Origin of the sequence: Mesorhizobium sp. B2-5-3 (assembly GCF_006441005.1) — a bacterium.
Taxonomy (GTDB): Bacteria; Pseudomonadota; Alphaproteobacteria; order Rhizobiales; family Rhizobiaceae; genus Mesorhizobium.
This window is the reverse complement of sequence record NZ_VFUS01000020.1, coordinates 25,683-48,754: the sequence shown is the minus strand read 5'-3', so window position 1 is coordinate 48,754 and position 23,072 is coordinate 25,683. Positions and strand designations below refer to the sequence as shown.

The window sequence follows — 23,072 nt, the reverse complement described above, 5'->3', positions numbered from 1 at the left end:
GCGGCCGAGGTTACCGCTTCACCAGCTCATGGGTTCCGACAGCACCTGCATGATGTTGAGCTCAAAGGTCCCGGGTGCGTGGCTGGCGTCGGCCAACTGCCGGGCGTCCCACTCTCGGGCAATGCTGCCATCGGCCAGAAGGATCGCGCGATTGCACAGGCCGGGAACCGCTTCGACCACGTGGGTGGAGATGATGACGGCTTGGCGGCGGCTCGCCGCCAATGCAAGGATGATGCGTTTGACCTCGAAGGCGGCAAGCGGATCAAGGCCGTTCACGGACTCGTCCAGGATCAGCAGCGGCGGCGCCCCGAGGAGAGCCGCGGCAATGGCGATCTTGGCCCGCGTACCGAGTGAATATTCGGCAATTGGTCGGTCGAGCCAGCGGTTGAGCCCGAGCCGGTCGGCGACATTGACGCCAGGCCAGTCGTCTTCGGCGCAGCCGCGGATCGAGGCGACGAGCTCAAGATATTGCCGCCCGGTCAGCGCCACCGGTAGATCGGATGGATCCATGGCAAGACCGAAACCGGATTTGGCACGTTCCGGTGCGCCGGCAAGATCGATCCCGTCGATCGCCACGGTCCCCCCAAGTGGCGGAATCTGGCCGGTGATCGCCCTGAGCAAGGTGGACTTGCCCGAGCCGTTGGCGCCAAGCAGGCCAAGGATGTCGCCTCGGTCGATCGACAGATCGATGTCGCTGACGACCGCGCGGCCCCCATAGCCGGCGCTGAGCCCGCGAACCGCGAGTATCTCGACGGGATCGGCGCTGCTATCCATGGCGATATCTCCGTTGCGCCCGGTGCCACAGGAACAGGACAAGGGCGGCAAAGCCAATCAGCACCGTGCGCCCATATTCGAGCGATTCGTAGCTGGTGTAGGCGATGGCGCTGAGGAAGCTCAGCACGGCGACGAACGGCGCGGTCATGAAATAGGCGGCGAACACCGCATAGGCGCCGTTCAGCGCCAGCAGCCAGAAACCGCTGGCAAGCGGCATCGCCCAGGCCGACGGCTCCGCCGCCAGTGCAGCGCCAGCCGGCAGGAGAAAGTAGGCGACCGACAATTGCAGGGGCAGCCGCGTCAGGCGCAGCCAGGCCCTGGTAAAGCCGAGCGGAGCCGTGCGCAGCACCGGCGAGCCGAGCGGATGGAAGCGCGCGCTCAGCATGAATATGAGAAGGCCACCGGTCAGGCCGGCCATGGCCGCCGGCACCGCGTCATGGCGAACCAAGCTAATGGAAGCGGAGATTGCCGCCCCCAGACCGAACAGGACAGCTGCTCCCGCCAGCCGCCATGAAAGGGTTACGTGGCCGGCGGGCAAACCCCAGGCCCAGCTCGAGGTCCAGGTCGGCGTCGAGCGATCGAAGGCGCCGAGCAAAGGCTTGCGTCCGCCGCGAACGCTCACCGGATCGGCAGTGTCGGTGTTGACCAGATCGCGAGCGCTGCGCAGGCGCAGGACGGCTGTCGTGCAAAAGCCCGCGCCAAACAGGATCGCGGCGCCGAGACCCCAGGCTTGTGCGAGCGGTTTTGCGATGACGAGACAGCCAAGGCCCACTGCCGCCGCGACGATGAAGGTAGTGAGAACGCCCAGCACACACGCTGCCGTCGCCGCCATGCGCCGGCGCTCTACGAGTGAAAGTGGCAATGCCCTGAGAAAAGGCGCGAAGGCGCGCGACAGGCAAAGCCTGGCGAGCGCGCAACCGGTGAAGGCGCCAAGCAGTAGAAGTGCGGCCGGCAGTCCGACCGTCCACATCATCTGGGCCTGCCTAAGCGTGACGGATGCCGCCTGCAATGCGACGACGATGTCGGCAACGGCGTAGGCGAACAGAGCACCACCACCAGCGACGATCCAAACAAGATCGCGGCGGCGCGTCGAGCGCAAGCCAGCCGAGAGTTCGCGCCGGAGTAGGGTCAGGACAAGCCTGTCGTGCCGCATTGTTCCATCATCGCAATCGCAAACCGGTTGGATGTCGACATAGGTCGGCGACGATTGTGCCGCCAGTAGGGCCGTCGCCCTCAGCCTCCCATGCGCGAACTTTGCGCTGACGTTTCTCAGCGCTGACAGGAGACAGTCCTGCATCGTCGCCTGAAGGCTGGTCGTGACGGTGCGCACCGCTGTCATCGCGTTGTTCACCGCGGCTTCGTTGAAGGGCGTGGTTACTGCGTGCCGATCGGCGGGTGCTCGCTCGGCCTGCGCGGCTATCAGATTACCGAGGCCGGCGCCGAAGTCGGCGGCTGCGTCGCGCGCGAATGCCGCTTGCCCAGCCTCTCGGCATGGGGCCGGGTGGGCGACTATCGCGAGTATCAGCTCAGCCAGATGCCCAATGTCGACGTCTATTTCGAAAGCCGATTGTCGGCGCAGGACATACTGGCCTTCGGCTTTCAGAACATCGCCATCGCCACCGGATCGACATGGCCCCGCGACGGCGTGGCGCGCATATCGAGCCGATGCCGGTGGACCCAGCCATGGCGGTATACATGCCGCCATGTCGCACGGCCTGCCGGTTATCTCCTAATCGGAGGCTTTCAATTTGTTTATCGCCCACGCCGCGAAACTCCGGCCCTTGCACCGTTCCCATACAATGTATGTGTTCCCCCAGACTCGCCCGCTTGCCGAGATGTGGCAGGCTAGTTTCCGCTTAGATGCCACCGTTTGGGGCCACGTTGCTGCCCTGGGCCAGCATCGTCCTCCGCTGGCCGGCTACCTGAGGCCCGTCGCTGCTTCTCAGTGGCGGTTTTTTTCTTGTCCGAGAAACGAAGGGCCAGTTGGCTAGTTGGGTGCGAAGGAGGATCGATCCGATGCAAAAGGATAGCGATGGGCACGAGAGGGAGAATCAGCAATTGCTCGCCCGACGGCTCGCAAGCGAGGTCGGCATTCCCGAAGGGGATGCACTGGATCTGATCAAGCTCATCGGGACAGACTGGAACTCGCTGCTGCGCGAAGCCCGGTTTCTAAAAACCCAGCGCCGGCCATTTTGATGTCGGCCAGGATCGCGGCCCGTGAAGCCCTCGCGCGACCGGAGGTCCTGCTGCATGTTTTCGCGGTTGGTCTTCCGGGAGAAAATCATGCCAATTCAACGAAAGGCGGCCGAGGCCGGTATTTTCGATGAATCCGAGTTGGCACTGCTTGGGCGGGTCTTCGACGAGCTTAAGCTAGACAACCCATTGCCTGATGAGTGCGACTCGATTGCCTCCCGGATCATTGCAAGGGGGAGGTCGAGGCCGAGTTGATTTCGCTATCGAAGCAGCCGCTGGGCCGTTAGCCAAAGTCACGGAAACTTACCGCCTGCCCAGTCTTTGCGTTTAAGGGCGTCTCTCCCGCACTCCGCCTACGTCTTTTTGCGGCCAAACACTTGCTACCGAAGGGTGGCGGGCTTTTTACTGTGTGGGTGGAACCCCATCTGGCGACAATCGTTCTGTGCGGCAACACTGCGGGACCGTTAGATCGGGGCAACGATGCGGAGAAGGCAACGGTTCACCGACAAAGAAAGGCACGAGAGAAAGGAGCGTACCTCGGATGCTGCGCGCGAGTTGATCGAGGTCGAGCGGGCGGCACGGGATGCGAAGACAGCTCGGCTCCGGGAGCAGCGGCTGACGGCTGAGATTCACAGCTCAGCACCTAAGAAGGTGCAGCCCCGATAGCTGCTTAAGGGAGGCAGCGATGCTCGATACCCATGATACCCATGATACCCATATAGACATTGCGCGGGCGGCTATTGAAGCCACCTTTTTGTTGCGACGTCATTCCATGGTAGCAAACGCCGCATTTCGGCGCGATATTGATCACTCCCGATGCGTGATCGCGGCATCACGCGAGCTTCTGAAACGCCTGCGCCAAAGCCATGGCGATGACACCGCCCGAGCTTGGGAGGATGCAGACCCGGCTCCCTTTGCTGTTTCAGCGTTCGATGCCGATGTCCTCCGCGCAGCGTTCAGAGATTTGGTGTTGGGAACGAACGTGCCCGAGTGTCAATGGCGCGATCTGGCTAAGACCCTGGTACTCGAATACGCCGGGTGTGATGAGGTCCAAATTGGTTTGCTGGATTGGATCACCAGGAAGTAAGTACCTGTGCCAAGCCGAGTTGAGCGCGTTTCTGGAGATCAACCAGGAGCGCCACGAGGGTTTTCGACGTCTCGGCTTCGGGAGTTCACGATTTTCATTTGTCCGGTTGACTGGCGATTTGACATGCACAACCCGCCGCCAAATGTGGCGGCGGGTTGTGGGTTTCGTTCGAGATTTCAGTCGTAGACCTTGACGATCTTGCGGGTGCTCGGGTCCACCAAAAACGTGCGGTTGTCGACCACCACATATCGGTATTTGACATTGGGAACTTCATGGAGCTCGACCGTGTCCGGCAGAGCCGTGCCGACATTCAACTCAAGTCCGAGAAGGTTCACGGAAGCCAGCGGTTGCTTCTTCACGTATTCGCGCACGACGGTATCCTGTTCCGGTGTGATGACAACATCCTGTGCCGCAACTGCGCCGCCGCCGGCCAAAAGCAATAGCGCCGCAGCGGTGCTGGTAAGGTGGATCCTCATGGTTTTTCTCCTGTTGTTCCGGCGACAGCACAAGTCTTCTGCGCGCCAGGCAACTGAACACGTCGGCAGGCCGAACGTTCCTCGATCAGGCTTCAGTCGGAATCCTGACCAGACCAAAGGCCAATCACAAAACGCAATGGTCTTACCTCTTGAGACTAGGCGGAACGGCTTAGGGCTAGGGTAGTTGCTTCTCCAAATTCGGAGAAAGCAGATGGATAAAAGCATTGGTCAAGCGCGTTGGTTGCTCGCGCCAATTTTCGCGACAGCCTTCACATTTTTGGTGATCGGCATATTCCTTGGCTGACATGTCGTGGATCGGCACAGCTACGTCCCTTCCTGTGCTGATAGGACCCGCAAGCCATCTCGGTGGCTGGCGGGTCCTCTATTTGCAGTACGTTTGGTGAGCAAAAGACAATGACATTGATCCAGAGAACGAATGAGAGTGGCAACGCAAACCAACCGGCAAATGCGGGCTGCTCTTGCTCAATGGAACATACCTCCGCCCTCGCAGTTATGTGCGTTCCGATTGGCTAGTGTGGAGAAACCATGAAGCGAGACTTTGAATACCTGTGCGCTTGGGCCAGCGCACGGGGCATTAAAATCTATCAGCGTTCAAAGACAGTATGGATCGCGGCTGGCGGCTTTCGAGGTCGCGATTTGGAAGTTAAGGGGCGGTCGCCAGCTATTGCACTCTCATTATGGATTGAGGCTACCCAGTACAAAGGTACCACATAGAACTGTTGGCCGGCGCCTTTTTGGGGGGCGGGGGGGTAAACCCGGCTTTTAATGGGCGCCGGCCTAGCGGGTTGGGGTCCGCCAAGAAGTATATTACCAGAAAACCCTGATGGTAGATATCCCGCGATAACAGAATATCTGCGCGTAGATTTGATCCGAGTCAGTCGATCTCGAGCGGCTCGTGGTCTGGGCAGTTCATGACACATCACCTGACGCAGGTCGCGCATATCGAGCTTCCGGTCACGGATTTTGCAGGTATAGAAGTTGTCCGCTTCAAGCGCCGGATCGCCACCATGCCCATGCCCATGGCCGGGCCTGGGCGGGCGGGGTCGGGCCGGTGTTCGGCCAGGTCGGCTTCTCCAACAAATTGACCGGCCGCGACACCCAGACGCTACCGGTCTCGATCACCTCTTTCCTGACATTCCAGGGCATCCAGTGGGGCGCGCTCACCGCGGCCGCCACCCTAATCATGCTGCCGATGATCGTGCTCGGCATCCTGGTGCAGGGGCAGGTCGTGCGCGGCATGACGCTTGGCAGCGTGAAAGGCTGAAGATGGCGCAACTGTCGATAAGGTCGGTATCGAAATCCTATGGCGCGGTCAGCGTGCTCGACGACATCTCGGTCGAGGTGGAAGAGGGCTCCTTCGTCGTGCTGCTCGGGCCATCGGGCTGCGGGAAGTCGACGCTGCTCCATGCGGTGGCCGGCCTTAACCCGATTGATTCCGGCACCATCGTCATTGGCGATCGCAACGTCACCAATCTTCCGGCGCGGGAACGAGATGTCGCGATGGTGTTCCAGTCCTACGCGCTATATCCGACGATGACGGTCGCGCAGAACATCGCCTTTCCCCTGAAGATGCGCGGCCTCGACCGCAGGACTTCCGACGAGAAGGTTACCGGCGTGGCGCGCCTGCTGCAGATCGAGCCGCTCATGTCGCGCCTGCCGCGCGAGCTTTCCGGCGGCCAGCGCCAGCGCGTCGCCATTGGCCGGGCACTGGTGCGCGACCCGCGCCTGTTCCTGTTCGACGAGCCGCTCTCCAATCTGGATGCCGCCCTGCGCACCGAGCTCAGGGCTGAGATCAAGCGCCTGCACCAGTCGATCCGCCGCACCATGGTCTATGTCACGCATGACCAGACCGAGGCGCTCACGCTCGCCGACAAGATCGTCGTGCTGAAGGCGGGCCGTATCGAGCAAACCGGCACACCGCTGTCGCTCTACGACGACCCCGACAATGCCTTCGTCGCCGGCTTCATCGGCACGCCGCGTATGAATTTCCTGAAGGCGACGGTGGTTGATGACGGCAAGGCGCTTATCGTCGGCGAGGCAAAGGTGGACATCTCGCATTTGAACACAAAGCTGGAGAACGGCAGGGCCGTAACGCTCGGCATCCGGCCGGAACATCTCGATGAGAAGGAGGGCGTGGCGCTTCCGCTCGCCGTCGACGTCACCGAGCGCCTCGGCTCAACCTCCTATGTGCATGGCGCGCTGCCTAGTGGCGAGACCGTAGTCGCAGAACGCCGCGACGACCAGCCGCACTTCGGCGAGACTATCATGCTGCGCTTCCAACCCAAGCGCGCCCGCGTCTTCGATGGAGAAGGTAGCCGCATTCGCTGAGCCATGGCGGTGGTTTGCGGAGAGCCGATTCGCTAGAAGGGCGAGTTTCCAGTCTGACCCATCCGAAACCGGACTGTCTGCTCGCGTGATGAGTTTCGGGCGCCGGCAGGCGTACGAAAGTCCCCGAGGAAGGAACCCGCGGGCCACAGGCGATGGCTATGGGGATTTCGGATTTCGGCAGATGTCGGCGATGGCGCGACCGCCGTCGGGAAGCGGCGGGTTTGACGCGGCCGGACCGCTTCGGCTCGCCTCCGCGCGGTGTTGTCCACTGGCGGTACGGCAATGCGATATGGAGCTCGATAAGCGAATCTGGGAAGCTTGTCTCCGATGGCAGTGTGCCAAACGCCTTGAGAAGATGGGCCTTACGCCCAGCTACGCAGCTATCGACATTGACCGCACTCCTTGCTTTGTCTGATTGCTATGGAACACCGCTTCACCCGCCAGGAACTATATGACCGCGTTTGGTCCAAGCCGATGTCGCATTTGGTTGCCGAGCTGGAGACGACGGTGGGAATTCTTACAACGCTACTGCGCCGTGCCGACATCCCGACGCCTTCGGCCGGGCATTGGATGCGAAAGGAGTTCGGGAAGCCAACCGAACAGCCGTCGTTGCCGCCAGCACCAGGTGGATGTGTCGAACCGCTAATTCTGGACACCGAGACGCGAGGGACTAAGCGCAATCTTAAGCAAATCAAAACGGAGCTCGAAGTGGCTCCCGCTGCAAGGCCAGACGTCCAAGCCGCCGAGAGTGAAAATAAGCCTCCTCAACCACCGAAGCCGCGTCCGAGCAAACCGACAACGATGACGCGCGAGGATCTCTATCGCGCGGTGTGGACGACACCGATGTCGAGATTGGCCGAGGAGTATGGAATTAGCGGCAATGGCCTCGCCAAGATCTGTGGACGCGAGGACATTCCATACCCGCCCCGTGGCTATTGGGCGAAGCACGCTGTCGGCAAAGCGCCGAAGCAGACGCCGATGCCGAAATCGAACGGCGCGCGAACCATCATCATCCGTCCGACGCCGTTGCCGCCACCGCTAGTCGAATTGCCGCCTGAGGTTAAACAGCACGCAGACAGAGCGCGTGCCAATGCAATTGGACTCGCAGTGCCGGAGCGTTTGGTGAGACCGCACGCAGTGATCGCGTCATGGCTCGCTGAGCATGAGGAGAAAAAGCGGCGGGCGCGACAGGAACGCGACCCGTGGAGGCGCGATCTGTATCGGCCTAGTGAGTTCACTGAAACGGATCGTCGCAAGCATCGCATTTTGGATGCGCTGTTCAAGGCAGTCGAGCGTCAAGGCGGAGAGGTTAGGCAGGGGGAGCGGGGAATGATCCTCGCCGAAGTCTCGGGCGAGAAATTTGAGTTTCAGGTTCGCGAAAAGCAGAAGCAGGAACGCCGGCCGTTGACCGAGGATGAAAAGCGGTGGCGCTCGCCGGGAGAGAAAAACTGGAAGCAGGAGCTGGTTTCCACGGGACGGCTCGTTATTGAGGTCAAGACTTGGCAGTGGCCGACCGGTCTTTCGCGCCAATGGATTGAATCCGAAAAGCATCCGATGGACACCATGCTGCCCGACATTGTTGCAACGTTCATTGCAGCCGGACCGCTCCTTGTGCAGCAACGTAAGGATCGAGAGGCGGCTGAACGCGAGCGGCAACTTGCCGAACAGCGCCGCTACGAAGAAGAGCGACGGCGCAAGCGCGACGCGAACCGTTGGCGGCGTCTCAAGGAGATGGCGCAGGATTGGCGTGAGCTTGCAACGGTTCGTGATTTTCTTGCGACACTAAGGTCGATGAACGTCGACCCGTCTACTGAGATCGAAGGGCGGAGCGTGGCTGAATGGATTGCGTGGGGCGACAATTGGCTTGAACGTGCCGACCCCACGGTCAACGGCGTCGATAGCGTATTCAGGCAGATCGCTGCCATTACCGATTGGACCTACCGAGATTGATCAGAACGGGTGCGCAGCGAGTTCAGAAGTGATGCGCCCAGGCAGAAAGCTAGTCCCTTTCTTGATCTTTAGGTTCGCCGGGCCATACGAGAGAATACGAAGGAAATGGGTTGGCGAACCAGCTGCTAACATATTGTTTTCTGTAGAAAACGATGGCCCTCCGGGCCCACCACTGTCAAAAATATCAAATACTTACCGGGAAATCTTCTCAGGTAAGTTCATTTATATCGGCTAAGCTCAATGGCGTTCGAAAAAAACATTTGGGCCTTTTGCGCGGCAACTCTCCTTCTCATCGAAGACACTCGTCACACATAATACAGAAATTCTGGCGTCGAAAGGTTGCTCAAGTCCTGTGCGGTGATCGGCGGCAACGACGTGCAAATGGGATGGTTTGAGCGATTGATCGAGAATGCCGCGACGGCCAATTAGCTGGCGCGAAACCGCCCTACCACAATCTGCATTGGCGCCTTTCGGCCGGATTGTGGTGCGGTCCTCAGCTCAATGCGTGGCCGGCCAATCCATAAACCCACGGTCCGTTTTCTTCCCGGTTCAGGAATCGGCGTCCTTTGGACATGGTCGTAACGGTCTCGGCAAGGCCAAGGCCGCACTGCTCGAGAAACATGGCAAACACGCCATCCTTTTCCCGGGTATCCACTCGGACGAAGCGTCCTGCAAGATTTCTAAGATGGACGGCAGTGAGATGGACCGCGTCCAGATCGCTGAGCGCGACCATCGGGCCGATCACATAACCACGCCCGAACTCGCGACACATGGAATAGCCGACGATCTCGCCGCCACGGCTCAAAGTTTGGATTGAGGCATTCGCCGAAAGCTGTGCGAGCAGCCTCTCGCGGTCTATCCCAAATGCACGCTTGTCGAGCGCCATGATTGCTGTCAGCCGGTCGCTCGGCAGCGCCTGCAATTCGCCCTCCATGGCCGGCATGGCCGGGAGTGCCGGAGGAACCTCCCCCTGATGCATATATACGATCGCCTCGCTCGTGAAACCGAGTGAGACATAGAGGGGATAGGCGGCATGGGTGGCATTAAGCGCCAAATTGCGATCGCCACACTGCTCAAGCACCTGGTCCATGAGCCATCGGCCGCCCCCTTGCGCTTGCGTGCGGGGCGTCGTGATCACGACGCCGATGGTGGCGAAATCGTCCCCTTGCGGAAACCACATCGCGCTGCCGAAAACCCGGCCAATGCCGTCTACGGCGACGATGCCACGGCCGGCACGGCGCAGAAACTCCCAATCCTTGGGCCGATGCGGCCAGCGGACTGAGATCGACAGCGCGTGGAGCAGCTCGACTTCGACTTCGTCGATGTCCCGCGCGACCAGTTCGAAAGACTTCAGGCGCACTGATCTCTGCATTTCAGTCGACCCGCTCCTTATCCAAGTCCCGTGCTCGCGCCCACGTCCTGACGCCGCTGACGGTTCCGCAGCCGTCTTTTGCCCTATGATTGCATCCGAAAGCCAGCAGGTTTCGCTGGTTACGGACCGATATTCGAAATCTTCGGCCAAAGCATAGCTTCATTCGGCACGGAATGCTCTCGCCTGCTGCCACACTTGTTGCATCCAGCGAACTGCGAGTGGAGCGGCGCCCTGTGAATGTCGAAGAAATTCTTGCGAGGCTGATCGCGTTCCCCTCGGTCGTGGGCTCGCCCAATGGCGCGATCGTCGACTGGGTGCGTGAATATTGCCAGGCGGCCGGAGCAGAAGCGACCGTCCTTCGCGGCCCCGAAGGCGATCGATCCAACCTGTTCGTCACAATCGGACCTCGGCGCGCCCGCGGCTACATCTTGTCGGGCCACATGGATGTGGTGCCGGCCGGGGAACGGGAATGGAACTCGGATCCCTTTGTGCTGCGCCAAGACGGCGCCAGGCTGCATGGTCGCGGCACGTCCGACATGAAGGGCTTTCTCGCTTGCGCGCTGGCCGCCCTGCCGCGGCTTGCGGCGATGGACTTGCAGCGGCCAATTCATCTCGCATTCTCCTATGACGAGGAGGCAGGTGCCCGTGGCGTGCCGCATCTCATCGCCGTCCTGCCAAGCCTGTGCGAGAGGCCGCTTGGCGCGATTATCGGTGAGCCGAGCCGGATGGAAGCCGTGCGGGGGCACAAAGGCAAGGCGGCTGCGCGGCTCGAGGTGATCGGACGGTCCGGCCATTCTTCACGGCCTGAGCTCGGGCTGAATGCCGTGCATGCAATGGCAGGTCTCGTCACGCAGGTCGTGGCCTATGGCCAGACCCTTGCGAACGGACCGTTCGACACGGATTTCGCTCCTCCATACTCGTCATTGCAGGTCGGTGTCATCGCCGGCGGCCAGGCCGTCAACATCATCCCCGATCGCTGCACCGCCGACATCGAGGTCCGTGCGGTGCCGGGCGTTTCCCCATCATCCCTGATCGAGCCGGTAAAGGCCAAGCTAGCGGCTCTACGTGACAGCGGCTTTGAGGTGGCGTGGCATGAATTGAGCGCGTATCCGGGGCTTTCGCTCGCGCAGGAGAGTGACTTGGCAGCCCTTCTGGTCGAGTTGACGGGGCGGGAGCCCCTGTCTGCAGTGAGTTATGGGACGGAGGCTGGCCTCTATCAGCAGGCCGGCATCGACGCGATCATCTGCGGTCCCGGCGATATCGGCCGGGCTCATCGTGCCAACGAATATATCGAGATCGGCGAACTTGCTGCCTGCCAGAGCATGATCGAGCGTCTCGGCTCGCGCCTTGCCGCGTAGCGGGAGAGGGCGGGGTCATGGCTTTTCTTTTCAATTCCGACCCGGTGCGCGCAGCGGTCTTCCGCAAGGTTTTCGCACGCGAGCTCCCGGACGTCGAACTGTTCCACAGCAGCGAATGTGTCGACCCGGAGAAGGTGCGCTACCTGCTGACCTGGACGGCACCAGATGACATCGCGCGCTATCGCAATCTCGAAGTGCTGTTTTCGCTTGGCGCCGGCGTCGACCAGTTCAAGCGTGAAAGCCTGCCTCGGCGGGTGAAACTGGTGCGCATGGTCGAGGACGGCATCATTCGCATGATGCAGGAATATGTCGTTCTTGGCGTGCTCAGCCTCCATCGGGATATGGTGGCGTATCGTGAACAGCAGAAGCGCCAGGCATGGCTCGGTCTTGCCGCTCCGCAGGCGACCGAACGCCGCGTAGGGTTTCTTGGCCTCGGCATGCTGGCGCAGGCGGCTATCGAGCGATTGCTGCCGTTTCGCTTTCCCCTCGCTGCCTGGAGCCGAAGCAGGAAGGAGATCGACGGCGTCACTTGCTTCCATGGCGCGGATCAGCTTGCCGGTTTTCTCGCGCAGACGGATATTCTCGTTTGCCTGCTGCCGCTGACGGAAGAAACCCGCGGCATCCTTGATGCGGAACTCTTCTCCCGGCTGCCAGCCGGGGCGAGGCTGCTGCATGTCGGCCGCGGGCCGCAGTTAGACCAAACCGCCCTGCTCCAGGCTCTCGACAACGGTCACCTCGCCGCCGCGATGCTCGATGTTACCGATCCCGAGCCGCTGCCGGACGACCATCCACTCTGGCGGCACCCGAAGGTGGCGATCACGCCGCACATCGCTTCCGTGACGCAAGCAGATTCCGCGGCGCAATCCGTCGTGGACAATATCCGGCGCCACCGCGCCGGAGAAGAACTGATCGGCCTCGTCGATCGGACACTCGGCTACTAACCAGGGAAACATGACATGTCACTTCTGATCACGATCGACACAGATCCGGCCTTCGCGCCCAAGCAGGCATTACCGGCTCCGGAGCGGCTCATCTCCGGCAATCCATCCTTCAAGACTTGGGCGCAGGACGCTTCGAAAGGCGAAAAGGTCCTGACCGGCGTCTGGGAGGCGACGCCTGGCGAAACGCATTCGATCAAGGGCACGACCTGCGAATTCTGCCACATCATTTCGGGTCTCATCGAGATCGAGGAGAAGGGCGGTGAGACCAAGACTTACCGCACCGGCGACAGTTTTGTGATGAAGCCCGGCTTTGTGGGCGTATGGCGCACGATCGAAACTGTGCGCAAGATCTACGTCAGCGTTTACGACTGAGCTCAAGGCTCAACGTTCGGCCGAATAGCGCGCGCAGCGGTTCCAGAACAATCGACTTTCCAAGTCCCGCCCGACGCGATTCGACGCCGTCGGGCGGCTCATCCTCGACGGAAAATGCGGCGCGCTGTCGACTATTGTTCCGATGAAACCCGGTACGAGATGCCGAATGTCGCTGCCGTGTTGAGCAAGCTGCGACCTTCGGTGCCCGTCGGTCTCCAGGAGGACCTCAATGAAGGCTTACACGATAGCGCACATCCCAGGCGACGGCATCGGCAAGGAGGTGACCGAGGCGGGATGGGAGGTGCTGCAGGCTGCGGCAAAGCGAGGCGGTTTCGCCCTTGAGAATACAAGGTTCCCATGGTCGTGCGCCTACTACCTGGAAGCCGGTGCGATGATGCCCCCAGACGGCGTCGAGATCCTACAGAAATTCGATGCGATCTACCTCGGCGCCGTGGGGTGGCCAGCGAAGGTGGCCGACTCCGTATCGCTTCACGGACTGCTCCTGCCGATCCGCAAAGGATTCACGCAGTATGCCAACATACGGCCGCACAGGCTGTTGCCAGGCGTACAGGGGCCCCTTCGCCGTGATGGTTTCGATATACTGTGCATCCGCGAGAACACGGAAGGCGAATATTGCGGCGCCGGTGGGCGCATTCATACCGGCACGGCCAATGAGGTCGCGATCGAGACGGCAATCTTCACGCGTACGGGTGTCGAACGAATCCTTCGTTTCGGTTTCGAACAGGCGCGGACGCGCCGCAAGAAGCTTGCATCCGTCACCAAATCCAACGCGCAGAAACATTCCATGGTTTTCTGGGATGAGGTCACGCGCGAGGTGGCGAAGGACTACGCCGATGTGGAGGTCTCGCAATACCACGTCGACGCCATTGCCGCCCGCATGGTCCTGGCGCCTGAAAGCCTCGACGTGATCGTCGCCTCCAACCTTTTTGGCGACATCCTCACGGATATTGGAGCGGCCATTCAGGGCGGGCTGGGTTACGCCGCCTCCGCCAATATCAATCCCGATCGCAGCGCGCCTTCGATGTTCGAGCCGGTCCATGGTTCGGCACCCGATATCGCAAATCTCGGTATCGCCAATCCGATCGCCGCGATCTGGTCCGGCGCCATGATGCTCGGGCATCTGGGCGAGGGGCAGGCGGCAGCCGAAGTGATGTCGGCAATCGAGTCCGCAACCGCACGCGGGATAGGCACGATTGCAGGCAAGGACAGGACTGAAGCAATCACGCAGGCCGTGCTGGCCGGATTAAGCTGAAAGAGCAGAGGAAAAGAACCATGAACGCAATAACGAAGATTGGTTTCCTGAAGGATGCGGACCTGTTTCGCCAGCGGGGACTCATTGGCGATGTCTGGCAGCATGCGCACAGCAACGCGACTGTCGATGTGATCGATCCGGCCAGTTTGGAAGTGCTTGGAACCGTACCCGACATGGGCCGGGATGAGACAAGGGCTGCAATAGATGCAGCGCAGGCAGCGTTCAAGGACTGGAAAGCAAGGACCCATGCCGAACGCGGAGCGCTTCTGGAACGCTGGCACGGTCTGATACTGGAAAATGAAGAGGACCTGGCGTTGCTGCTGACGCTGGAACAGGGCAAGCCTCTGGCGGAGGCGCGCCGTGAAATCCGCTATGGCGCCTCCTTCGTGAAATGGTTCGCCGAAGAAGCACGCCGGATCGGTGGCTCGACCATTCCGTCGCCCACGCCAGATCGCCGCATTCTGGTGCTGAAGGAGGCCGTCGGCGTCTGCGCCATCATCACGCCATGGAATTTCCCCAACGCAATGATAACGCGCAAGGTGGCGCCGGCGCTGGCCGCGGGTTGTACGGTTGTCATCAAGCCGTCGGAATTCACGCCATTCTCGGCACTAGCGCTCGGCGTTCTGGCGGAACGGACAGGTATCCCTGCCGGCGTGATCAACATTGTCACCGGCATGCCCACTGAGATCGGCAACGAACTGATGGCCAACGAGACGGTGCGCAAGATCTCGTTCACCGGCTCGACCCGCGTCGGAGCGCTGCTCATGCGTGGCGCGGCCGATAGCATCAAGCGCCTCAGCCTCGAACTCGGCGGCAACGCGCCCTTTATCGTCTTTGACGACGCTGATCTGGGCAATGCAGTCGAGGGGGTGATCGCATCCAAGTTCCGCAATGGCGGTCAAACCTGCGTCTGCGCAAACCGGATTCTCGTGCAGGCGGGCGTTTACGACGCTTTCGCAGAAAAACTGAGCCAGCGCGTATCGCGAATGAAGGTTGGCGCAGGGACCGACGAGGGCACGGAGATCGGCCCGATGATCAATGCGGCAGCGATCGACAAGATCGAGCGTCACATCGCCGATGCACAGGCGAAAGGCGCGCGGATCATCGCCCAGAGCGAGACGGTGCCGGACGGCAAGCAATATGCACGGCCCATCGTGCTGGGAGGAGCTAAGACCGAGATGCTCCTGGCGTCGGAAGAGACCTTCGGCCCGGTGGCGCCGCTTTTTCGCTTCGAGACGGAAGAAGAGGCCATCGCGATCGCGAACGGTACGCCCTTTGGCCTTGCCGCGTACTTCTACACCGACAACCTCAACCGGTCATGGCGTGTCGCCGAAGCGCTGGAGTTCGGCATGGTAGGGCTCAACACAGGCATGATCTCGACCGAGGTTGCGCCTTTCGGCGGTGTCAAGCAGTCAGGGGTGGGGCGCGAAGGATCGCAGCTCGGCATCGAGGAATATCTCGAGGTCAAGACGCTTCATGTTGGCGGGCTTAACTAGGCAGTAGGTGGCAGCACCTGCAGCTTCCAAAGCGTTGGAACAACAAGAAAGGGGCGGTGAAAACCGCCCCTTTCTTTGTATTGCGACCAGTGATCATTAACGTGGTGGGGAGCGCCTCAGCCTGGCGCGACTGCACTGGCAATAGACGTTCAGGCGAATTCGCGAACGGGCTCCAATCCGACGGCGCCGGCCAGCCCGCCGATGTCCTTGATTTCGGTGTATTCGTAGAAGGGGTTCGCGGGTTCGTGGCCACGATTCACCCACACCTTGCTCTTGATGCCAAGATCATAGGCGGTCATGAGATCGTAGCGGAATGAGGACGACACGTGCGTGATGTCTTCCGGGCCGCAGCCGAGCTTGTCGAACATATACTCGAAGCCCTTCATATGCGGCTTGTAGGCGCCGGTCTCCTCGGCCGTGATGATCGTGTGGAAAGGTGCGCCAAGTTTCTCAACGTTCGACATGATCAGGCTCTTCATGGAGTTCGACAGGATCACCAACGGAATCTCCTTGGCGACCCTGGCCAGCCCCGCCGGGACATCCGGGTGCGGACCCCATGTCGGTATTTCTGCATGGATGCGCTGGGCATCTTCGGGGCGGAACGTCACATTGTTGCGCTTGCAGGCGCGCTCCACGGAATTGTGCACGACCTCGCTGTAGGGCTTCCAGGCGCCAAGAACCTCATCGAGGCGATAGGCCGAGAAGTCCTTGATGAACTGCGCCATCACGGTTGGGGAGAGTTGCGCACCGTAAACTCGTCTCGCCGCGCCGGCCATGTCGAAGTTGGTCAGCGTACCGTAGCAATCGAAGGTGATGTATTTCGGTCTGAAACGCGTCATTGGCGTCTATCCTTCCAATCTTGGCGGCACCGCGTGCCTTTAACGACAAGTATCATAGTGAGAGCCGGATAAGACTAGTCACCGCATTCGATGCGCCATGAAGCAGATTGTTTTGTATCGCGCGAGAGCTTTGGCAGAGAGTTGCGCCCGAGTTCGTTTCGAGCTCGGCGGGAGCGCGATCTTTCAGCCGTGCGTCCGCATAACATGCGGTGCCAGCGGCAAAGGAAAGTCAAAACGCCTATCGCTCACGTTCTGGTCGGGAGGAACTGCTGTCGGCCGCAGCTTATCTTGGGCCTAGGAAAATTCAGGCCCGGAATGAACCATGACCGCGCAGCAGATCACGCTGGAGACGATGACAATGGCGCATCCGAGCGGTGCGGTCGAACTCACCCGTCGCAGGCTGACTCACCTCGGCGGTGGCATAACGATGCGACGAACCGCAGGCGAGTTGAAGGACGAAACCGCGCCACACCGAACCTATGCGCTCGTCAGTCGGGCGCTACGCTGAAATCGGAGGAAGAAATGCTTGCAAACTCCCTGATCGAACTCGATCGCGCACATCTGGTTCACCCGTTTTCATGTTATCGGAGCCACGAAGAGACGGGCGTGCGGGTGCTCAAATCCGCCAAGGGCGCGACGGTGACCGAGGCAAGTGGGAAAACATTGCTGGACGGGTTCGCGGGTCTCTGGTGTGTCAACATCGGATACGGGCAAGAAAGCGTCGTCGAAGCAGCGGCCAAGCAGCTAAGAGAGCTTCCTTACGCGACGGGATATTTCGGGCTGGGGTCGGAGCCGGCCATTCGTCTCGCAGCGCGGCTTGCCGAACTGGCGCCTGGCGATCTGAACCATGTCTATTTCACACTGGGCGGTTCCGACGCGATAGACAGCACCATCCGTTTCATTCGCTATTACCACCATGCCAAGGGGGCGCCGCAAAAGGACCAGTTCATCTCGGTCGAGTATGGCTACCATGGATCCTCGACGGCAGGATCAGGTCTGACCGCGATCCCGGCTTTCCATGCGGGTTTCGGCGTACCATACGACTGGCAGCACAAAATTCCTTCGCACTACGCCTATCGCAATCCGGTCGGTTCCAACCCGCAGGCGATTGTCGATGCATCGGTCGCGGCGCTGCGGGCCAAAATCGCTGAACTCGGCGCCGATCGCGTCGCGGCCTTCTACGCTGAACCTATCCAGGGTTCGGGCGGTGTCCTGGTTCCGCCGGCAGGCTGGCTAAAGGCTTTGCACGCCGTGTGCAAGGAACACGACATTCTGTTCGTTGCCGACGAAGTCATCACTGCCTTTGGCCGCACTGGCCCCCTTTTCGCGTGTGAGGAAGACGAGGTCGTGCCGGATTTGATGACCACGGCGAAGGGACTGACGTCAGGCTATGTGCCGATGGGCGCCGTCTTCATGGCCGACCATGTCTACAATACGATCGCGGACGGAGCCGGCAAAGCGGCTGTCGGCCACGGTTATACCTACTCAGCCCATCCGGTGAGCGCCGCTGTCGGGCTCGAGTGCCTGCGTCTCTATGAAGATGGCTTGCTCGAGAACGGCCGGAAGGCCGGGAAGCGCCTGATGGAAGGCCTCCGCTCGCTTGCCGATCACCCGCTGGTTGGAGATGTTCGCGGTCGCGGCATGCTGGCTGCGATCGAGCTGGTCACGGACAAGGCGCGCAAAACGCCGCTGCCGGCGGCGGCCGATCCGGGGCGCCGCATCTTCGAGCGCGCCTGGGAGAACGGCCTTGTCATCCGCGCCTTCAACAGCGGCATCCTTGGCTTTGCGCCGCCGCTCTGCTGCACAGACGACGACATCGATGGTATCCTCGAACGCACCCGGATGACGCTGGATCAAACCCTCGAAGACAAGGATGTGCGGGAAGCGATGAAGGGGTGATCGTCGCCATCGCCGAAGCGAACTTGGCAATTGTCAGGTATGTGGAACGTCCTGCCGTTGCACAAGCGTGGCGAAAACTGCAAGTGGGCGCAGTTGTGTGCGGGCTCTCAGCTCCAGGACCGCGCCGCGCGCCTTTTCATCTGTCGAAAATGATGTCGAGAGGCAAATGGGATTTCACGATCGGTGACTTCAGCACGACGAAGCTGAAATATTTGTCGATCCCGATATCCAATTCGAGCATGCGCTCCATGATCGTCTGATACTCGCTGATGCCCGCTGTCACGAACTTCACAAGGTAATCGTACCCGCCCGAAATCAGATGGCATTCGATGACGGAATCGACTTTCTGAATGGCGGTGAGAAATCTCGCGAAGTCGTTTTGTTGATGGTGCTTGAGCGTAACCTCGGTGAAGATCGTTAGAGTCTGTCCGAGCTTGGACACATCGATCTGGGCGGAATAGCCGGTAATGAAGCCTTCCGCCTGAAGCTTCTTCACCCGCATCAGGCAAGGGCTCGGCGAAAGGTTGACTAGGTCGGCAAGCTCGACGTTGGTAACCCGCCCGTTCTTTTGCAGTTGGGATAAGATCTTGATGTCGATCTTGTCGAGCTTCATTGGAAACCTGTCACACGTTCGAACCGCGGATCGTCCGGCAGACGGCGTCCGTCACGTCCTGCGTGGTCGCTCTGCCACCCACGTCCGGCGTCAGCACGCCTTCACTCGTAACCGCTTCCACAGCGCTCATCAACCGGAGGGCGGCTGCGCTTTCGCCCAGATGTTCGAGCATCTGGACCGCGGTCCAGAAGGTCGCGACAGGGTTGGCGATACCCTTGCCGGCAATGTCGAAAGCCGATCCGTGAATTGGCTCGAACATCGAGGGATAGCGCCGCTCGGGATCAATGTTGGCGGTCGGTGCAACGCCGAGACTGCCCGCCAGCGCGCCTGCAAGGTCCGACAAAATATCGGCGTGAAGATTGGTGGCTACGATCGTATCGAGGCTGCGAGGTTTCAGTGTCATGCGCACCGTCATAGCATCAACCAGCATCTTGTCCCACGCGACGTCAGGGAACTCTTGCGCCACCTCGGCTGCGATTTCATCCCACATTACCATGCCGTGACGCTGCGCGTTGGATTTCGTAACGACAGTCAGGAGCTTTCGCGGCCGTGACCGCGCCAGCCGGAATGCATAGCGCATGATGCGGGTGACACCGACGCGCGTGAAGATCGCGACTTCGGTTCCGACCTCCTCGGGGAGACCGCGGTGGGCGCGGCCGCCATGGCCGGAATACTCACCCTCCGAATTCTCCCTCACGATCACCCAATCCAGATCGCCGGGCCCAACGCCCGCCAGCGGCGAAACGATGCCGGGCAAAATCCTGGTCGGCCGCACGTTCGCGTATTGATCAAAGCCTTGGCAGATCGGCAGCCGGAGACCCCAGAGCGTGATGTCGTCGGGCACATCGGGAGCGCCGACCGCACCGAAGAAGATGGCATCGAAGCGCTTCAGTTGCGCTACTCCATCTTCGGGCATCATCCGACCATTGGCCTTGTAGTAGTCCGAGCCCCAGTCGAAGTGCTGGACGCGCAGCTTGAAGTCGCCGCAGCGCTGCTGCAGCGCCTCAAGCGCCTGGAGACCGGCGGCGATCACCTCTGGGCCGATCCCGTCGGCAGGAATGGCGGCAATCTCGTATTCGCGCATCGTCACTTCTCTGTTTTCAGCACTGGCTGCTCGAGCCTCAATCTCGTGTGCGACCGATTGTGCGTTGGCAAGCCGATTTTCTCAGAATTCAGCGACCTTGCCCCACGCAGCGGTCTTCAGGCGTTCGGGCCTATAAGGACGCGGATCGACAATAGGCTCGCTGCCTGTGATGATGTCGGCGATCATATGCCCCGCGCCGGGGCCAATCCCGAAGCCATGACCACTGAATCCCGCCGCCAGGATGAAGCCCGGAATCCCCTCCACTTCGCCGATCGCGGGAATGCCGTCGGGCGTGCTGTCGATATAACCCGCCCAGGCATCGGAGATCGCGACGCGCTGGAGTTCGGAGATCAATTCGCAGGCTCTTCGATATGTCAGCCGAATCTGTCCCATGTCGGGCTTCGGGTCGAGATTCCGGTTCCGTTCCATTGGCGTAATATCGTCAAGGCCCCATTTGCGCAGGCTTTCATGGCCCTGACGCCAGCCCTCGAAGGCGCCCGGGGCGAGATTGCGCCAGCGGCGGGCGAACATCGGTATAAACTCGCGGCTGAACCTGAACTGCTGCGGCGTCGGGTCAACGCGAGCCCGCCCGCTGATCGCCAGCGTGTATCCACCGTTGCTGCGCCGCGTCAGCGAGACGTTCGCGGTATGCAGGGCATCGGGCAGGCCGCTTGCGCCTGGCGCCACGGCTAGAATGGACTGACGCACGGCAGCTTGCGGGAAGCGCATACCAAGCTGGTTGCAGAAGGAGGAAGCCCACGCGCCTCCGGCCATGACCACGGTCTTCGTACGGATGGTTCCCGCTTCCGTCACGACGCCGCTGACCCTGCCGGCGCTCAACTCCAGTCCACGCGCCGCGCAATGCTGATGCACGGTACCGCCCGCCGCCATGATACCGCGCGCGGCAACCGGCACTGCCTTGGAGGGATCCGCCGTTCCGTCAGTCGGTGAGAAAACGCCGCCCTTCCATTTGCGCCCGGTCGCCTTGCCCTTCTCGGTGGCTTCCTCTGCGCTCAGAACATGCGTCGTAACGCCCACCGTCGTGGCGAAGTCACGCCATTTCGCCCAGCCCGCCAGCTCATTTTCGTCCTGTGAAAGATAGAGGAGCCCGCAACGGCGAAATCCAGTATCCCCGCCAGTCTCCTGCGCCACCTTCTCCCAGAGATCGAGGCTCTTGGTTGCCATAGGCAACTCGCGCGCATCGCGATTCTGCTGGCGGCACCAGCCCCAGTTTCGACTGGACTGCTCGGCGGCCACCCGCCCTTTCTCGACCAGGGCGACGCTGACGCCGCGGCGCGCGAGATAATACGCCGTGAACACTCCCACGACGCCGCCGCCGATGACGACGACCTCCGCCTCGCGGGGCAGGGAAGGGCTGCACTCGATGTGCATTAGCGGCGCGGGCATCTGCGGAACTCCGGTAACTTTGAAGCATTCTAACCCGCGCCGAGAATAGACAGGCTGCGGAGTTGCGTGCCTGGACGGAATATCCTGCGGTTAGCGGCCCTTAGGATATGCAATTGTTGCGTGAAAAGTTCGCTGGCATCCTACCCACAGAGGGGAGGTAGGCTGAAGCTTCAAAGCCATCTCATGTGAAGGGGCGTTGCGTTGCGTGTGCGGCCTAAAACTCAGCGACCTTGCTCCATGCCGAGTTGTTGAAGCGTTCCGGTCTATACGGAACGGGGTCGACGATCGGTTCGGCTCCGGTGGCAAGATCCGCGATCAGGTGGCCGGCGCCGGGGCCAATCCCGAAGCCGTGCCCGGAAAAGAAGACGTTGTCGCTGCGGCATTGCGGGGCCGGGCCAAGCAAGGCTTCGGCCGGCAGCGAAGCAGACGGCCTGAAGTCGGCGTCGAGCGCGGTCATGATTGCTCCTGCGCGTTGCGCCATGATTTTACTGAAAAACCTAGCGGACGGCACCGTCGCTCCAGGTAGCCAACCGGGATCGCTCAGAGTGAGCGAGATCAGTTCCCGCGGGTGGGTAGGAGGGTAGAGCGGTTGACGTCGCCAGCAACACTTCACATCCTTCCTCGCCCAAGGCCACCGCACTGTGCTCAACGCCATATGGCACGACGATGAACTCTCCGGGTTCGATGATCTCTTCACGGTCACGAAATTTCATGAGCAGGCGTCCGCGGTGAACAAAGAACAGTTGATCGTCGTGCTGCCGAAATGACCAGTTAGAGGCTCCCTTGAACAGGGCGACCTGGATTTGCATGTTGTTGACATGCACCTCGACTTTAGGCTCCCAAGGCGCGTGCAGCCCGGCAAACTCAATTGACAAATTCTTCTTGTGAACTGGGGAAAGGTGCTTGTTCAGCGCAGCGACGTCGCGAATGATTGCATTGAGTTGGCTTGGTAGGTCATTCCCATTGGCCGGGTACTTGCCATCCAAAGCCGCAGTCCCAATCGTAAAACCAGCTGCGCCGGCGCTTTGGACGACTGCAATTCGTTCTGGGGTGTCGATCGAACCTGCAATGTAGACAGGCTTGTTGACTGCAGCGCAGACGGCCTTCATCAACTCGGGCACGTTCTCCGCCGAACGGTATGCCAACAGGTCCAGGCCATGGACCCCATCTCGCTCTGCAATCGTCTTGGCACTTTCGACAATTTCGTCGATGGCGCCTTCAAGCACGCTCGGATGACCGGCAATCCGACCCGGAAACGGGAAGTACTGGATGCCGGTGTCCCTGAGGATAGGCAGCACATCGTCGACCCGCGTGCCACCAAGAAGAACGTCAACGCCGATTGCGGCAGCTGCCTTTGCCGAAGCAATTTCGCTTTCGCGGTCCAATGACACGACTTCCAGATAGGAAGTTGCACCGCCCGTCCTGATAGCTGCATTGAGGCCTTTCAGCTGTTCCAGCGGCAAGCCGATGTCCTTGAACCCGATGTGCCGCACGCCGAGGCCGAGCGCGGTTTGAAGTTGCTGCGAGGCGTCCGAAACCGTTCGGTCGTTGCGCGTGAGCATGAAGATGAAGCGTAGCCCCATTGGTAT

General features: G+C 60.8%; 20 protein-coding genes and 1 pseudogene. 11 read left to right on the top strand and 10 right to left on the bottom strand.

Annotation, left to right across the window (positions count from 1 at the left end; translation table 11 throughout):
* Positions 1-18: 18 nt before the first annotated feature.
* Together FJ867_RS28145 and FJ867_RS28140 are read right to left on the bottom strand one after the other, a co-directional pair.
* Positions 19-774 carry an ABC transporter ATP-binding protein gene (locus FJ867_RS28145; RefSeq protein WP_140819187.1) on the bottom strand — a complete coding sequence of 252 codons (756 nt, stop codon included), beginning with the start codon at positions 772-774 and terminating at the stop codon, positions 19-21.
* Positions 767-2,125, bottom strand: a complete 1,359-nt coding sequence (locus tag FJ867_RS28140) for a hypothetical protein (protein WP_246675118.1) — start codon at positions 2,123-2,125, stop codon at positions 767-769. The genes FJ867_RS28145 and FJ867_RS28140 overlap by 8 nt, the downstream gene beginning before the upstream one ends.
* Positions 2,126-2,790: 665 nt before the next feature.
* Here FJ867_RS28140 and FJ867_RS28130 point away from each other — a divergent pair.
* Both FJ867_RS28130 and FJ867_RS28120 read left to right on the top strand, forming a co-directional pair.
* The gene (locus FJ867_RS28130) at positions 2,791-2,970 is read left to right on the top strand and encodes a hypothetical protein (protein WP_140656654.1); all 180 of its coding nucleotides are present in this window, start codon (positions 2,791-2,793) and stop codon (positions 2,968-2,970) included.
* 682 nt (positions 2,971-3,652) lie between these two features.
* Entirely contained in the window at positions 3,653-4,054 is a 402-nt protein-coding gene (locus FJ867_RS28120) for a hypothetical protein (RefSeq protein ID WP_140819185.1), read from the top strand.
* 176 nt (positions 4,055-4,230) lie between these two features.
* Here FJ867_RS28120 and FJ867_RS28115 read toward each other — a convergent pair whose 3' ends face one another.
* Positions 4,231-4,530, bottom strand: a complete 300-nt coding sequence (locus FJ867_RS28115) for a DUF1236 domain-containing protein (RefSeq protein ID WP_140819184.1) — start codon at positions 4,528-4,530, stop codon at positions 4,231-4,233.
* Positions 4,531-5,602: 1,072 nt separating this feature from the next.
* Between FJ867_RS28115 and FJ867_RS28110 the strand changes: the two genes are divergently transcribed.
* From FJ867_RS28110 to FJ867_RS28100, 3 genes are all read left to right on the top strand, one after another.
* A complete protein-coding gene (locus FJ867_RS28110) occupies positions 5,603-5,815 on the top strand; it encodes a hypothetical protein (RefSeq protein ID WP_246675117.1) in 213 nt (70 codons plus the stop codon).
* Positions 5,816-5,817: 2 nt separating this feature from the next.
* On the top strand, positions 5,818-6,879 hold the full coding sequence (locus tag FJ867_RS28105) for an ABC transporter ATP-binding protein (protein WP_140819182.1): 1,062 nt from the start codon (positions 5,818-5,820) through the stop codon (positions 6,877-6,879).
* A gap of 420 nt (positions 6,880-7,299) precedes the next feature.
* Positions 7,300-8,829, top strand: coding sequence for a hypothetical protein (locus FJ867_RS28100; RefSeq protein WP_140819180.1), 1,530 nt, complete (start codon positions 7,300-7,302; stop codon positions 8,827-8,829).
* Between the two features lie 493 nt (positions 8,830-9,322).
* Here FJ867_RS28100 and FJ867_RS28095 read toward each other — a convergent pair whose 3' ends face one another.
* On the bottom strand, positions 9,323-10,201 hold the full coding sequence (locus FJ867_RS28095) for a GNAT family N-acetyltransferase (protein ID WP_140656679.1): 879 nt from the start codon (positions 10,199-10,201) through the stop codon (positions 9,323-9,325).
* Positions 10,202-10,434: 233 nt separating this feature from the next.
* On the opposite strand from FJ867_RS28095, the gene argE reads away from it, so the two are divergent.
* The 5 genes from argE to FJ867_RS28070 all read left to right on the top strand — a co-directional run bounded on the left by argE (position 10,435) and on the right by FJ867_RS28070 (position 15,641).
* Entirely contained in the window at positions 10,435-11,559 is a 1,125-nt protein-coding gene (argE, locus tag FJ867_RS28090) for an acetylornithine deacetylase (RefSeq protein ID WP_140656759.1), read from the top strand.
* Between the two features lie 17 nt (positions 11,560-11,576).
* The gene (locus tag FJ867_RS28085) at positions 11,577-12,500 is read left to right on the top strand and encodes a glyoxylate/hydroxypyruvate reductase A (protein WP_140656680.1); all 924 of its coding nucleotides are present in this window, start codon (positions 11,577-11,579) and stop codon (positions 12,498-12,500) included.
* Positions 12,501-12,515: 15 nt separating this feature from the next.
* The gene (locus tag FJ867_RS28080) at positions 12,516-12,872 is read left to right on the top strand and encodes a cupin domain-containing protein (RefSeq protein ID WP_140559989.1); all 357 of its coding nucleotides are present in this window, start codon (positions 12,516-12,518) and stop codon (positions 12,870-12,872) included.
* 229 nt (positions 12,873-13,101) lie between these two features.
* Positions 13,102-14,145 (top strand): tartrate dehydrogenase, encoded by a 1,044-nt coding sequence (locus tag FJ867_RS28075; protein WP_140819178.1) that lies wholly within the window; start codon positions 13,102-13,104, stop codon positions 14,143-14,145.
* 20 nt (positions 14,146-14,165) lie between these two features.
* A complete protein-coding gene (locus FJ867_RS28070; protein ID WP_140819176.1) occupies positions 14,166-15,641 on the top strand; it encodes an NAD-dependent succinate-semialdehyde dehydrogenase in 1,476 nt (491 codons plus the stop codon).
* Positions 15,642-15,790: 149 nt separating this feature from the next.
* Here the strand turns inward: FJ867_RS28070 and FJ867_RS28065 are convergent, their stop codons facing one another.
* Positions 15,791-16,480 carry a haloacid dehalogenase type II gene (locus FJ867_RS28065; RefSeq protein ID WP_140656684.1) on the bottom strand — a complete coding sequence of 230 codons (690 nt, stop codon included), beginning with the start codon at positions 16,478-16,480 and terminating at the stop codon, positions 15,791-15,793.
* 522 nt (positions 16,481-17,002) lie between these two features.
* Between FJ867_RS28065 and FJ867_RS28055 the strand changes: the two genes are divergently transcribed.
* Positions 17,003-18,379 (top strand): aspartate aminotransferase family protein, encoded by a 1,377-nt coding sequence (locus tag FJ867_RS28055; protein WP_140819174.1) that lies wholly within the window; start codon positions 17,003-17,005, stop codon positions 18,377-18,379.
* 136 nt (positions 18,380-18,515) lie between these two features.
* Here FJ867_RS28055 and FJ867_RS28050 read toward each other — a convergent pair whose 3' ends face one another.
* From FJ867_RS28050 to FJ867_RS29420, 5 genes and pseudogenes are all read right to left on the bottom strand, one after another.
* On the bottom strand, positions 18,516-18,992 hold the full coding sequence (locus FJ867_RS28050; protein ID WP_140656687.1) for an Lrp/AsnC family transcriptional regulator: 477 nt from the start codon (positions 18,990-18,992) through the stop codon (positions 18,516-18,518).
* Between the two features lie 10 nt (positions 18,993-19,002).
* Positions 19,003-20,076, bottom strand: coding sequence for a tartrate dehydrogenase (locus FJ867_RS28045; protein ID WP_140819172.1), 1,074 nt, complete (start codon positions 20,074-20,076; stop codon positions 19,003-19,005).
* Positions 20,077-20,157: 81 nt separating this feature from the next.
* On the bottom strand, positions 20,158-21,483 hold the full coding sequence (locus FJ867_RS28040) for an FAD-binding oxidoreductase (protein ID WP_140819170.1): 1,326 nt from the start codon (positions 21,481-21,483) through the stop codon (positions 20,158-20,160).
* A 214-nt stretch (positions 21,484-21,697) separates the two neighbouring features.
* A pseudogene (locus FJ867_RS28035) lies at positions 21,698-21,844 on the bottom strand (D-amino-acid oxidase); the annotation flags it as partial.
* 136 nt (positions 21,845-21,980) lie between these two features.
* Positions 21,981-23,066, bottom strand: coding sequence for a cupin domain-containing protein (locus FJ867_RS29420; protein WP_140819168.1), 1,086 nt, complete (start codon positions 23,064-23,066; stop codon positions 21,981-21,983).
* Positions 23,067-23,072 lie beyond the last annotated feature (6 nt).